Annotated in this window: 11 protein-coding genes; 9 read left to right on the top strand and 2 right to left on the bottom strand. The window is 69.6% G+C overall.

Features of this window, described 5'->3' with window-relative positions; all coding sequences use genetic code 11:
* Entirely contained in the window at window positions 1-975 is a 975-nt protein-coding gene (locus ACTIE5_RS02790; protein WP_439548166.1) for an alpha-ketoacid dehydrogenase subunit beta, read from the top strand.
* An 84-nt stretch (window positions 976-1059) separates the two neighbouring features.
* On the top strand, window positions 1060-3156 hold the full coding sequence (locus ACTIE5_RS02785) for an HWE histidine kinase domain-containing protein (RefSeq protein WP_439548165.1): 2097 nt from the start codon (window positions 1060-1062) through the stop codon (window positions 3154-3156).
* A gap of 4 nt (window positions 3157-3160) precedes the next feature.
* On the opposite strand, the gene ACTIE5_RS02780 is transcribed toward ACTIE5_RS02785, so the two are convergent.
* Window positions 3161-4324: a multidrug effflux MFS transporter gene (locus ACTIE5_RS02780; protein WP_439548164.1), complete on the bottom strand. Its 1164-nt coding sequence runs from the start codon at window positions 4322-4324 to the stop codon at window positions 3161-3163.
* 185 nt (window positions 4325-4509) lie between these two features.
* On the opposite strand from ACTIE5_RS02780, the gene ACTIE5_RS02775 reads away from it, so the two are divergent.
* Genes ACTIE5_RS02775 through ACTIE5_RS02755 form a run of 5 tightly spaced genes read left to right on the top strand, consistent with a single transcriptional unit; the run spans window position 4510 to window position 9478 of the window.
* Window positions 4510-5553 carry an ABC transporter ATP-binding protein gene (locus tag ACTIE5_RS02775; RefSeq protein ID WP_439548163.1) on the top strand — a complete coding sequence of 348 codons (1044 nt, stop codon included), beginning with the start codon at window positions 4510-4512 and terminating at the stop codon, window positions 5551-5553.
* A gap of 42 nt (window positions 5554-5595) precedes the next feature.
* Window positions 5596-6924: an ABC transporter substrate-binding protein gene (locus ACTIE5_RS02770; protein WP_439548162.1), complete on the top strand. Its 1329-nt coding sequence runs from the start codon at window positions 5596-5598 to the stop codon at window positions 6922-6924.
* 50 nt (window positions 6925-6974) lie between these two features.
* Entirely contained in the window at window positions 6975-7928 is a 954-nt protein-coding gene (locus tag ACTIE5_RS02765) for a carbohydrate ABC transporter permease (protein WP_439548161.1), read from the top strand.
* Window positions 7921-8805, top strand: a complete 885-nt coding sequence (locus tag ACTIE5_RS02760; RefSeq protein ID WP_092961325.1) for a carbohydrate ABC transporter permease — start codon at window positions 7921-7923, stop codon at window positions 8803-8805. Before ACTIE5_RS02765 ends, ACTIE5_RS02760 begins: the two co-directional genes overlap by 8 nt.
* Window positions 8806-8860: 55 nt before the next feature.
* The gene (locus tag ACTIE5_RS02755; protein WP_439548160.1) at window positions 8861-9478 is read left to right on the top strand and encodes a flavodoxin family protein; all 618 of its coding nucleotides are present in this window, start codon (window positions 8861-8863) and stop codon (window positions 9476-9478) included.
* On the opposite strand, the gene ACTIE5_RS02750 is transcribed toward ACTIE5_RS02755, so the two are convergent.
* Entirely contained in the window at window positions 9479-10240 is a 762-nt protein-coding gene (locus ACTIE5_RS02750) for an SDR family oxidoreductase (protein WP_439548159.1), read from the bottom strand.
* Window positions 10241-10353: 113 nt separating this feature from the next.
* Here ACTIE5_RS02750 and ACTIE5_RS02745 point away from each other — a divergent pair, with 113 nt between their 5' ends.
* Both ACTIE5_RS02745 and ACTIE5_RS02740 read left to right on the top strand, forming a co-directional pair.
* Window positions 10354-11379 (top strand): C-terminal binding protein, encoded by a 1026-nt coding sequence (locus ACTIE5_RS02745; protein WP_439548158.1) that lies wholly within the window; start codon window positions 10354-10356, stop codon window positions 11377-11379.
* 14 nt (window positions 11380-11393) lie between these two features.
* Entirely contained in the window at window positions 11394-12803 is a 1410-nt protein-coding gene (locus ACTIE5_RS02740; protein WP_439548157.1) for a hypothetical protein, read from the top strand.
* Window positions 12804-12965: the final 162 nt, after the last annotated feature.

Here is a 12965-nt window from a genome sequence, read left to right as displayed (position 1 = left end):
ATGGCGCAAGTCACGCTGGTGGAGGCCGCTCGCCTCGCCGCCCTGCAGGAAATGCGGCGCGATCCGACCGTCTGGGTGCTCGGCGAGGATGTCGCCCGCGGCGGGCTGTTCGGCCAGTATCGCGGCTTCCTCGACGAATTCGGAGCGGATCGCATCGTCTCCACGCCCATCAGCGAAAGCATGATCATGGGCGGCGGATTGGGCGCCGCGCTGGTCGGCACCAGGCCGATCATCGAGATGCGGATCTTCGACTTCGTCATGTGCGCAATGGATGAACTGGTGAACCAGGTCGCCAAGGTGCGCTATATGTTCGGCGGCCAGGCCAAGCCCGCCGTGGTGGTCCGCATGCCGCACGGCATCTGGCGCAACTCCGCCGCCCAGCACAGCCAGACGCTGGAGTCCTGGTTCACCCATATCCCCGGCGTCGTCGTCGCGGTGCCCGCCACGCCCGCGGATACGGCGGGGCTGCTGGTCTCCGCCATCCGCAGCGACGACCCGGTGCTGTTCTTCGACCCGAAGAACCTGTTTCCGCTGACCGGCGACGTGCCCGATGTGATCGAGCCGATCCCCTTCGGCAAGGCGCGTCTGGCACGGGCGGGCAAGGACCTGACCATCGTCACCTGGTCCGCCATCGTGCCGCAGGTGGAGGAAGCCGGCGCCATGCTGGCGGAGCGCGGGATCGAGGCTGAGATCCTGGACCTCCGCACCCTCTGGCCCTGGGACGAAGAAGCGGTCGCGACCTCCCTCCGCCGCACCGGGCGGCTGCTGGTGGCGCATGAGGCCGTGACGGTGGGCGGCTTCGGCGGGGAGATCGTGGCGCGGATGGTGGAACGCCTCGGCCCCGCCGCGATCAAGGCCGTGGCGCGGGTCGGCCAGCCCCGCGTGCCCGTGCCCTTCGCGCCCCCGCTGGAGGACGCGCTGAAACCTGACACGGCAAAGATCGTGGCGGCCGCGGAGGCGCTGGTCCGGCGGTAGCACCCCCGCGCCCGCGCGCATTCGTGTTCGCGCGCGGGGGCGCGGCATCATTGCGGTTGCCGCCGCAAGCGGCATCTTGTCGCCGTGGAATCGAGCCGCATCAGAAGCGCTGACGACATCGTGAGGGGGCGGGAGACAACCGCCCCGCGCCGGACGCTGCTGGCCGCCGCCCTGGCGGTGCCCATCGCCATCCAGGCCGTCGGCGCCTGGATCTCCTGGACCGCGACCTGGGAGGAAGCGACGGTCGAGGTCGCTCGCACCGCCGATGCCGCCGCCGAATACGCGCGCGCCATGCTCGAATCACACCGTCTGCGCGGCCAGCAGGTGGCGCTGCTGCTACGCGACATGCCGGATGAGGCGATCCGCGCAGAACGCGCCTCCCTCCACCTCCGCCTACGCGACGTGCTGGAACTGGACCGGCACGGCGAGGATTTCAGCGCCTATGTAATCGACCGCACCGGCCGCATCCTGGTAACGAGCGACACGCCCGATCCGCCGCCGGTGAACCTGCTGGACCGGCCCTATTTTGTGGCCATGAACCGCACCGATGCGCCGGATTGGCTGGTCGGGGAAGTCGCGCGCGGCCGCGCCAATGGCCGCGACTTCTTCACGGTGACGATGCGCCTCGACGGCCGGGCGAACGGGCTGCCCCCCGGCGCCTTCGGAGGCGTCATCAACATCTCCATCACGCCCGCCATGCTCGTCGCCGGCTTCACGCGCCTGCGCGGCACGTCGGAGGATGTGCTCTCCCTCGTGCGGCAGGACGGCACGCTGCTGGCGCGCACGCTGGAACTCGGCATCCCGCCGCCCTGGCCGCGACACACCACCGACGCCACCCTTGCCGCCATGGCATCGGGTCCCCGGCGGATCGAGGCGCTGGAGACCTCCGCCCTCGACCGTGTGCCGCGGCTGATCGTCTATCGCGCGGTGGAGGGATGGCCCGCCTATGCCGCGGCAGCGCGCGAGAGGTCGGTCATCATCGATCGCTGGCTGCGGCGCGTGGCCGTGCTGCTGGGCATCGGCATCCCCGCCACCATCGCGCTCGGCCTGCTGGCCTGGCGGGTGCGACGGGCGGACCTGGCCGCCGTCGCGGCGCGTGCCAGCCTGGAACAGCGCGTGGCGGAGCGTACCGCGGAACTCGCCCGTCGCAGCGACCAGCTTTCGGAGAGCGAGGCCAGGCTGCGCGTGGCGCTGGAAGCGGCGGACCTCGGCACCTGGGAAGTCGATCTCCTCACCCGCATCGCGCAGCGTTCCCCCCGGACGCTCGCGATCTTCGGCGCCCCGGCGGAGGACACGATCGGCCCCTATCCCGGCTGGGCCGACCGCATCCATGCGGATGACCAGGCGGCTGTCGCCGATGCCTTCGCAAGCCTCGCCGAGGGCACGTCCGACCTCTACACCGCCGAATACCGCTTCCACCATCCGGAGGGCCGCGTGGTCTGGGTGGAAAGCCGCGCGCGAGTCGTGGCGCATGACCGCACCGGGCGACCGCTGCGCCTGGCCGGCACGGTGCAGGACATCACCGCGCGGCGGGAGGCCGAGGAACGCCGCGCGCTGCTGGCGCGGGAAGTGGACCATCGCGCGAAGAACGCCCTGGCGGTGGTGCAGGCCGCGCTGAGGCTGACGCCGCGCACCACGCTCGATGCCTATGCCGCCGCGGTGGAAGGGCGCGTGGCGGCGCTGGCGCGGGCGCATACGCTGCTGGCGGATCAGCGCTGGGCGGGCGCCTCGCTCCGCGCCCTGCTGGCCGGGGAACTCGCCCCCTTCACGCTGCGTGGCAGGGATGATTCGACGGTGACGATGGCAGGCCCGGCGGTGCGCGTCGCGCCCTCCGCCGCGCAGAGCCTCTCCCTCGCTTTCCATGAACTGACGACCAACGCCGTGAAGTACGGCGCGCTGTCTCGGCCGCAGGGGCGCCTTGCGATCACCTGGTCGATCCGCCCGGCGACGGGCAACCTGGTGCTGCTGTGGGAGGAACGCGGCGGCCCGGCGGTGGCGGGCACGCCATCCCGCCGCGGCTTCGGCAGCCGCCTGGTGGCCGCCACCATCCGCGACCAGCTCGGCGGCATCCTGGTGCAGGCCTGGCAGCCGGAGGGGCTGACGGTGGAGATCCAGGTCTCGCTCTGCCGCGTCGCGGCGCCCGAGCCGGCGACGGAGGCCGATCCCCTGCCGGTGGGCTGACCGCCTACTGGCGCAGCAGCCGATACGCCGAAAGGCCCGAGACCCCGGCCAGGCCGAGCAGCACGCCCATCGCCAAAGCGCCCCCGCCGATGGCGCCCATCAACGCGCCGACCAGCGCGCCGAGCCCGAACTGGATGGTGCCCATCAGCGCGGAGGCACTGCCCGCGACCCGCCCCATGGGCTGCATCGCCAGCGCGCCCGCCAGCGGCAGCGTCGCCCCCAGCAGGCCGAGATACAGGAACAGGGCCAGCAGCAGCGGCACCAGCAGGCCGGACAGCACCGCCGCCAGCGCCAGCACGCCCGCCGTGGCCTGCACCACCAGCACCCGCGGCAGCAGCCAGCCCGGCGCGTGGCGGCGTACCAGCCGCGCGGTCACCTGGCTCGCCGCGATCAGCGCCAGGGCATTGGACCCGAAGGCCACGCCGTATTGCGCCGGCGTCAGCCCGTGCACGTTCATCAGCACGATCGGCGATCCCGCGAGATAGGCGAAGAGCCCCGCCATGGGCACCGAACTCGCCAAGGCCGGCGCCAGGAAACGCCGGTCCCGCAGGATGGAAAGGTAGGTGGCCAGCACCTCCATCGGGCCATCGCGACGGCGCTGATCCGGCGCCAGGCTTTCCGGCAACGTCGCCGCCAGCACGGCCAGCGCCACCGCGCCATAGATCGCGAGGAACCAGAAGATGCTGCGCCAGCCGAATCCCACCAGCATCCAGCCACCGAACATGGGCGCCAGGATGGGCGCCGCGCCCATCGCCAGCATCAGCAGCGACATCATCCGCACCGCACCTCGCTCGTCACAGAGATCCCGCACCACGGCGCGGGAGACGACGGTGCCGACGCAGCCGCCCAGCGCCTGCGCCAGCCGCAGCCAGGCCAGCGACTCCGCGGATTGCGCCAGGGCGCAGCCGATGGAGGCCAGGGTGAACAGCACCAGGCCCACCATCATCGGCACGCGCCGGCCGATGCGATCCGCGAGCGGCCCATACACCAGCTGCCCCAGCGCCATGCCGAGCAGGAAGGTCGCGAGGGAACGCTGCACCTCCGCCGGCGATGCCGCGAGATCCGAACCCATCGCCGGGAAGGCCGGCAGGTACATGTCCACGCCGAGCGGCCCCAGCGCCGTCAGGGCGCCGAGCAGGATCGCCAGGCGCCTGTAATGTTCCGGCATGCGCGATCGCCCCCATGCTGCGATGCAGCATGGCTAGACCCGCGCGCCTTGCCGCGTCCAGCGCAAAGCCATGCGCGTCGCACAGGTGAACTACGCAGTTACTGCGTGAGGTTGCGCGGATCGTCAGGGCGTGTGTAGCCTGACGCTGCGCAGCCCCGGCAAGTGTGGCGCGCGGGGGGTAGCGGATGGCGACAGTATCGGTGCGGCAGGCGAAGAAGGTCTTCGGCAGCACCAAGATCCTTCATGGCGTTGATGTGGAGATCGCGGATGGCGAATTCGTCGTCCTGGTCGGCCCGTCCGGCTGCGGCAAGTCCACGCTGCTGCGCATGATCGCGGGGCTCGAGAACATCTCGGGCGGCGAGATCTCGATCGGCGGCCGCGTGGTGAACAACGTACCGCCGAAGGACCGGGACATCGCCATGGTGTTCCAGAACTACGCGCTGTACCCGCACATGACGGTGCGGGAAAACATGGCCTTCTCCATGAAGCTGGCGAAGGCGCCGGCGACCATCATGGAGGAGGAGGTTCAGCGCGCGGCGAAGATCCTCGGCCTCGATGCGCTGCTCGACCGCTATCCCCGGCAGCTATCCGGTGGCCAGCGGCAGCGCGTGGCGATGGGTCGCGCCATCGTGCGCCATCCGCAGGTCTTCCTGTTCGACGAACCGCTGTCCAACCTCGATGCCAAGCTGCGCGTGCAGATGCGGTCCGAGATCAAGGAACTGCAGCAGCGCCTGGCGACGACGACAATCTACGTCACGCATGACCAGATCGAGGCCATGACCATGGCCGATCAGATCGTCGTCATGAATGGCGGGCGCATCGAACAGGCCGGCGCGCCGCTGGCGCTGTATGACCGGCCCGCCAACCTGTTCGTCGCGGGCTTCATCGGCAGCCCCGCCATGAATTTGCTGCCCGGCCGCATCGCCGATGGCGGCTTCCGCACCGATGGCGGCGCCCTGCTGCCCCTGCCGCCCGGCACCAGCGGCAATGCCGCGACCTACGGCATCCGTCCAGAACACCTGATGCTGTCGGATGCCGGGGTGGAGGGCACGATCGTCATCGTGGAGCCCACGGGTTCCGAGACGCAGGTGACGCTGCGCGTGGGCGAGACGCAGATCATCGGCGCCTTCCGCGAAAGGGTGCAGGGAAGGCCCGGCGAAGCGATGCGAATCATGCCCGACCTTTCGCTCGTGCATCTCTTCGGCCCGGACGGCAACCGCCTGTCCTGACCCTGCGCCACTGAACAACGAACAAGGAGGAAGCAGAACAAGATGGCCAATCTGATCACCCGACGCGACACCCTGGCCGCCACCGGCGCCATGGCCGCCGCCGCCACCGCCGGTGGCGCCGCGCAGGCACAGATCGCGACCCAGCCCGCGACGCCGCCCAGCCTGCCGATCGAACGCGGCGCCACGCTGCGCATGCTGCGCCCCGTGCGCTTCGTACAGCCGGATGAGGATGTCTGGCGCGCCAACTGCCAGCGCTTCGCCCAGGCGAACGGCATCGAGGTCCGCGTGGACTTCGTGGGATGGGAGGACATCACCCAGCAGACCGCCGTCACCGCGAATACCGGCGCCGGCCCCGACATCATCGTGGGCTTCGACGCGGGGCCGCATCTGTTCGCGGACAAGATCCACGACGTCACCGATGTCGCCACCTATCTCGGCCAGAAATACGGTGGCTGGCGGGCGCTGGCGCAGGCCTATGGTCGGCGCGGCCAGCGCTGGATCAGCCTGCCCTTCGGCGCCTCCGGCGGCCCGGCCATCTGGCGCACCTCCACGCTGCGGGAAGCCGGGTTCGACAGCGTGCCGGACGACCATGCGGGCTTCCTGCGGCTCTGCCAGGCGCTGCGCCGCATCAACAAGCCCGCGGGCTTCGCGCTGGGCAATGCGGTCGGCGACGGCAACGCCTTCGCGAACTGGCTGGTCTGGTCCTTCGGCGGGTCGCTGACGGATGAACAGGGCGCGGTCAGCATCAACAGCCCGCAGACCATCGCGGCGCTGAACTACCTGCGCGAACTCTACCCGACCTTCGTGCCCGGCACGCTGGCCTGGGGCGACATCAGCAACAACCGCGCCTACGCGGCCGGCGAATGCCACCTGACGCAGAATGGCGTCTCGTTGTACTTCTCCATGCTGAACGACCCGGCGCTGCGGCACATCGCCGAAGACACGCAGATGACGCCGATGCCGAAGGGCACGCTGAACGCGGTGCCGAATGCGGGCCTGACGCTGAACGCCATGGTGTTCCGCCACAGCCGCTTCCCGAACGCCGCCAAGGCGCTGCTGCAATACCTGTTCGAGGCGGAGCAGTACGATCCCTGGCTGCAGGCCAATATCGGCTACTGGTCGCAGCCCCTGAACGCCTATGCCGCCAGCGCCACCTGGACGCGCGATCCCAAGATCGCCGTGTTCCGCGACACCATGAACAACCCCTTCTGGAACGGCTACAAGGGCCCGATCACGGAAGGCTCCGTCGCCGCGACGGCGGACTACGTCATGGTGCAGATGTGCGCGGCCGTTGCCTCCGGCCAGTCCACACCGCAGGCCGCAGCGGCCGAAGCCGAACGCCGCGCCCAGCGCTACTTCCGCCGCCGCTGAAAGAAAGGGGGCCGGCCATCATGGCCGGCCCTTCCCCGCCGGGAGGGACCATGTCCGCCACCACCGCGCCTGTCTGGACCAAGACGCGCCAGCAACCCGGCGCGCTCGCCCGGCTGTTCGACAACAAGGCCTTCCTCATCATCGTCTGCCTGGCCCCCGCGGTCGGGCTGCTGATGACCTTCCTGACCTATCCGCTCGGCCTCGGCATCTGGCTGGCCTTCACGGATACGACGATCGGCCGCCCCGGCATCTGGGTGGGGCTGGAGAATTTCGAGTACCTGCTGGGAGACCCGATCTTCCTCAACTCGGTTTTCTACAGCGTCTTCTATACGGCCGTCGCGACCTTCGGAAAATTCGGCCTCGGCCTCTGGCTCGCGCTGCTGCTCAACCAGCACCTGCCGATGAAGTCGCTGTTGCGCGCCATCATCCTGCTGCCCTGGATCGTGCCGACGGTGCTGTCCGCCATCGCCTTCTGGTGGATCTACGACCCGCAATTCTCGATCCTGTCCTACCTCTCCATCAAGATGGGGCTGACGGAAGGACCGATCGACTTCATCAACACGGCCTGGCCGGCGCGCTGGTCGCTGATCTTCGCCAATATCTGGCGTGGCATCCCCTTCGTCGCGATCTCGCTGCTCGCGGGGCTGCAGACCATCTCGCCCTCGCTGTATGAGGCTGCCCTGCTGGACGGCGCGACGCCCTGGCAGCGCTTCCGCCACATCACCTTCCCGATGCTGATGCCGATCCTGGCGATCGTGATGACCTTCAGCATCATCTTCACCTTCACGGATTTTCAGCTGGTCTACGCCATCACGCGCGGCGGGCCGGTGAATTCCACCCACCTCATGGCGACGCTCGCCTTCCAGCGCGGCATCCCGGGCGGGCAGCTCGGCGAAGGTGCCGCCATCGCGGTGGCGATGATCCCCTTCCTCGTCTTCGCGACGCTGTTCAGCTACTTCGGCCTTGCCCGGCGCAAGTGGCAGCAGGGAGAGTCCAATGACTGAGGCCACCAATTCCGCCACCGCGGCGCCGGAGATGCTGAGCTGGGACAGCAAGTCCCGGCGGGTGGTGATGCTGTATGTCCCACTGGCCTGCTTCCTGCTGATCCTGCTCTTCCCCTTCTATTGGATGGGCGTAACGGCCTTCAAACCGAATGCGGAGCTGTACGACTTCGCGCAGCACAACCCGTTCTGGATCACCTCTCCCACCCTCGACCACATCAAGCACCTGCTGTTCAACACCAGCTATCCGAGCTGGCTATGGACGACGATGCTGGTGTCCATCGCGGCCACCTTCCTGTCGCTGTTCGCCAGCACGCTCGCGGCCTATTCCATCCAGCGGCTGCGGTTCCGGGGCAGCCAGTATGTGGGCCTCGCCATCTACCTGGCGTATCTCGTTCCGCCCTCCATCCTGTTCATCCCGCTGGCGACGATGGTGGTGCAACTCGGCCTGTTCGACACGCCCTTCGCGCTGATCCTGACCTACCCGACCTTCCTGGTTCCCTTCTGCACCTGGCTGCTGATCGGCTACTTCAAGTCGATCCCCTATGAGCTGGAGGAATGCGCGCTGATCGATGGCGCGTCCCGCCTGCAGATCCTGCGCCAGATCACCCTGCCGCTGGCGATCCCGGGCCTGATCTCCGCCGGCATCTTCAGCTTCACCCTGTCCTGGAACGAGTTCATCTACGCGCTCGCCTTCATCCAGAGCAGCGAGAACAAGACCGTGCCCGTCGCGATCCTGACGGAGCTGGTGACGGGCGACGTCTACCAATGGGGCGCGCTGATGGCGGGGTCCCTGTTGGGGTCGCTGCCGGTCGCGATCTTCTACAGCTTCTTCGTGGACTACTACGTCAGCAGCCTGACGGGTGCCGTGAAGGAATGACGGAACTCGGCTGTGGCGATGGCGCTTTCCATCGTCACAGCCGGAGTTGCCGCCCATGCCGCTCACCGCCATCGCCCTCAACTGCACGCTGAAGTCCGACGTCAGCGAGACATCTTCCACCGACACGATGATCGCCGTGCTCGCCAAGGCCTTCGGCGAGCATGACGTCACGCTGACGGAAACGGTCCGCGTCGCCGCGCTCGACATCAAGCCCGGCGTCACCTCTGATGAGGGCGAGGGCGACGATTGGCCCGCGCTCCGCGCGAAGATCCTGCGGCACGACATCCTCATCCTCGGCACGCCCATCTGGCTCGGCCAGCCCAGCAGTATCGCCAAGCGCGTGCTGGAACGCATGGACGCCTTCCTGGACGAGACGGATGACCAGGGCCGCATGCCCTCCACCGGCAAGATCGCCGTGGCCGCCATCGTCGGCAACGAAGACGGCGCCCATGCCTCCTCCGCCCTCATCTTCCAGGCGTTGAACGACGTCGGCTGGACCATCCCTCCGGGCGCCGCCTGCTACTGGGTGGGGGAGGCGATGGGCGACAAGGACTTCAAGGATCTGAAGCAGACGCCGGCCAAGGTGGAGGAAACCGCCGCCATGCTCGCGAGCAACGCCGCGCATCTCGCGGCGCTGCTCCAGCAGAAACCCTTCCCCGGCGTGGAGGAATAGCTACAGCTTGCGCTCCAGCGTCGCGATCAGGCTGCGGTTGTGGCGCGGCGTGATCCAGACCTCGTTCAGCACGACATGCGGCGGCAGGCAGGCGATGTAGCGGATCAGGTCGCCCACATCGGCGCTCTGCACCATCTTCGCCCGCTCCTCCGCGCTCACGGGGTTGGGGCGCTTGTCGAGGATCGGCGTCGCGACCTCGCCCGGCAGGACCACCGATGAACGGATGCCGTTGACGCATTCCTCCGCGTTGATCGAATGGCTCATCGCCACCACCGCGTGCTTCGCGGCGGTATAGCCGGGGCCGGACATGGGGGAGACGAGGCGGCCGGCCATCGAAGCCGTGTGGATCATCGCGCCGCCGCCCTGCTTCCGCATCAGCGGCAGCGCCACCGTGACGGCGTAGAAGGCGCTGTTGAGGTTGCCGCGGATCAGCTCATCCGCCCCCTCCATGGAGAGCACGCCCCAGCGGCGCGGCGTGATGTTCAGGCCGGCATTGTTCACCAGCACGTCGAGCCGCCCGAACTTCTCCTCCAGGAAGGCCCCGATGGCGGCGACCTGCGCGCCCACCATCATGTCGGCGGCCTGGACATGCGCCTCTCCGCCCTTGGCGTGGATCCGCGCCGCCACATCCTCCAGCGGCGCCACGCGGCGGCCGGTCAGGACCAGCGTGGCACCTTCCTCCGCCAGCGCCAGCGCCGCGGCCTCCCCGATCCCACTGCCCGCGCCCGTCACCCAGGCGATCTTTCCCGTCAGGCGTGCCATTGCGCCCTCCCTCCCCGCATTGCTGATACGCGAAGCCTACCAGCCCCCGCGCGCTTGTCGCCCCCCGGGGCGCGTGCAACCGTCCGCGGATCCGATTGGGGGAACGAAACGCCATGCCGAAGATCCTGACACCCGCGATCGCCGCCGCCGGTGGCTATGGGTACGAGATGGAGGCGCTGGAGCGCCTGGGCGCCGAGATCGTGGAATGCCCGCCGAACGAGGCTGCCTTCATCGCCGCCGCCGGCGATGCGGATGCGATCTACATGAAGGGCATGAAGCTGACGGCGGCGATGATCGCGGCCGCGCCGAAGGCCAAGGTCATCACCTGCGCCAGCGTCGGCGTGGACTACATCGATGTCGTCGCCGCCACGGCGCGCGGCATCCCCGTCACCAACTGTCCCGACACCTTCATCGAGGAAGTGGCCGACCACGCGATGATGCTGCTGCTGGCGACGCATCGCCGCTGCATCGAACAGGACCGCATGGTGCGGGAAGGCCGCTGGGCGCAAGGCAGGCCTCAGCTCAACACCGTGCCGCGGCTGATGGGCCAGACGCTGGGCTTCGTCGCCTTCGGCCGCGTCGCCCGCCTGGTCGCGATCCGCGCCAAGGCCTTTGGCCTGCGCCTCATGGCCTATGACCCCTTCGTCGATGAACTGACGATGTCGGCGCTGGGCGTCCTGCCCGCCAGCCTGGACCAGGTGCTGGCGCAGTCCGACTTCATCTCCATGCACGCGCCCGCCACGCCGGATACGGGCCACATGCTCACCACCAGGCATTTCGCGAAGATGAAGCCCACCGCCATCTTCATCAACACGGGCCGCGGCCCGACGGTGGATGAAGCAGCGCTGGTCGCGGCCCTGGAATCGAAGACCATCGCCGGCGCGGGACTCGACGTGCTGGAACAGGAACCGCCGAGTCCCGACAATCCGCTGCTGAAGATGCCGCACATCATCCTCAGCCCGCATAATGCCAGCGCCTCCGCCCGCTTTGATGAGGCGCGGAAGCGTCGCGCGGGGCAGGAGATGGCGCTGGTGCTCTCCGGCCGCTGGCCCATGTCCTGCGTCAATCCGACGACCCTGCCGGAATCGGGGCTGCGCCGCTGGCAGCCCTATGCGATGGAACGCGGGCCCAATAGCTGAAGGCCCTCGTCCCGGTGCCCGAGTTCTTCCTGCCCTTCCGCGACGAAGCCGCCTGGCGCGCTTGGCGCGCCACCCAGCCGCCCGGCATCGCGCAGGCGGTGGGCGTGGCGGCCGCGCGCCATGGTGTGACGGATCCCCTGACGGGCGTGATGGGCCTGGCGCCGGTCGATGCCCTGCAGGGCGCGCCCCGGCGCGCCCTGCAACTGGCCCTGCGCGTCGTCCTGCGGCGCCAGGGCTGGGCGCATCGGCAGGATCTCCGCATCATCGCCCGCACCGATCCTGCGCCCGCTTTGCATCGGCTGGGGCTGCTCGCGCCCCACGACTCGCTGCATGCGGAAGGGCGGGCGGACCTGCTGGTCGGCGATGCGGCGGGGTGGGAGAACGCCCTGCCCGCGCTGCGCCCCGGCGGCATCGTCATCGTGCCGCTGCCCGCCAGCATCGGCCCTGGCGCCTGGTCGCAGGTCGCAAGGCTGCGCGGGGCGGGCTTCGCCGATGCCAGCCTGGTGCTCATCGCCTCCGCCCGCCATGCCATCGCGACGGAGGGCGAGGGCCTGGTGCCCCTCCTCCTCGCCACCCGGGGCGTCGCGGCGGCGCCCCTGCCGGGCATCGAGGCTCCGGCCGGCCTGCCCGGGCGCCTGGCGGCGCTGATGGCCCTGCCGCGGTCCGGCACCACGCTGCTGACCGCGATGTTCCAGGTCCATTCGAAGGTGGACGCGGTGTTCGAGCCCTGGAACGGCCGCGTGCTGGACGGCGCCGCGGATGCCACCCTGCCGCGGCTGCTGGACAAGGCCGGCATCGCGCCGGACGCCAGCCGCTGCCTCTTCGTCAAGGAGACGGCGGCGCATCTGGACTTCCTCGGCCATTTCCGCCTGATGCTGGACCAGTCGCCGCTGCCATTGGACCGCGTGGCACTGATGCTGCTGCGCCGCCCCGCCCACACCTTCCTGTCGGAGGTGGAGCGCCGCGGCCAGTGGTGGGGGGACCAGGTGCCGCTGGATGCGCGGCAATTCGGCCTGTGGTGCGACAAGTATCGCCGGGCGGTCTCCACCATGCTCGCGATCCTGCGGGACCAGGACGGCACCCTGGTTGCGTTCGAGGCCCTGGCCGCGAACCCCGCCGCCCTGCTGCCGCGCATCGCCGCCCTGATCGGCGTGCCGGTCGAACCCGCGCAGTTGCACTACGAACGGCACCTCGACCTCAGCCTGGTGCGCGGCGACCTGAATGTGGGGCGCAACCCCACGCCGATCTCCGATGACAGCGTGCGGCAGCGCGCGCGGTCGGAACGCCTGGTCGGGCAGCTTGCCGCCGGCAGCCCGCACGCCGCCTGGTTCGATGCCCTCACCGCGCTGCATGCGGCGGTGGCGGAGGCCGGGCTGCTGCGCCACCGCGCCCTGCCCGCCGCGCTGCTGGAGCCCCTGGCCTGACGCGCCCCCTTGCGGCAGGCCGCCCTGCTGCCGCATTGATGATGCCGGCGCCGTGATGCGCGCCCGCCTGCCAGGAGACGAGCCGATGCGGCGCCAGCCATCCCGCGAAGCCGCCAGCCGATGAACGGCGGCACCCTCGCTTTGCTGCGCGGATTGCCCCAG

This window comes from Falsiroseomonas sp. (genome assembly GCF_051859025.1).
Classification (GTDB): Bacteria; Pseudomonadota; Alphaproteobacteria; order Acetobacterales; family Acetobacteraceae; genus Falsiroseomonas.
This window is presented reverse-complemented; position numbering and strand designations above follow the sequence as displayed.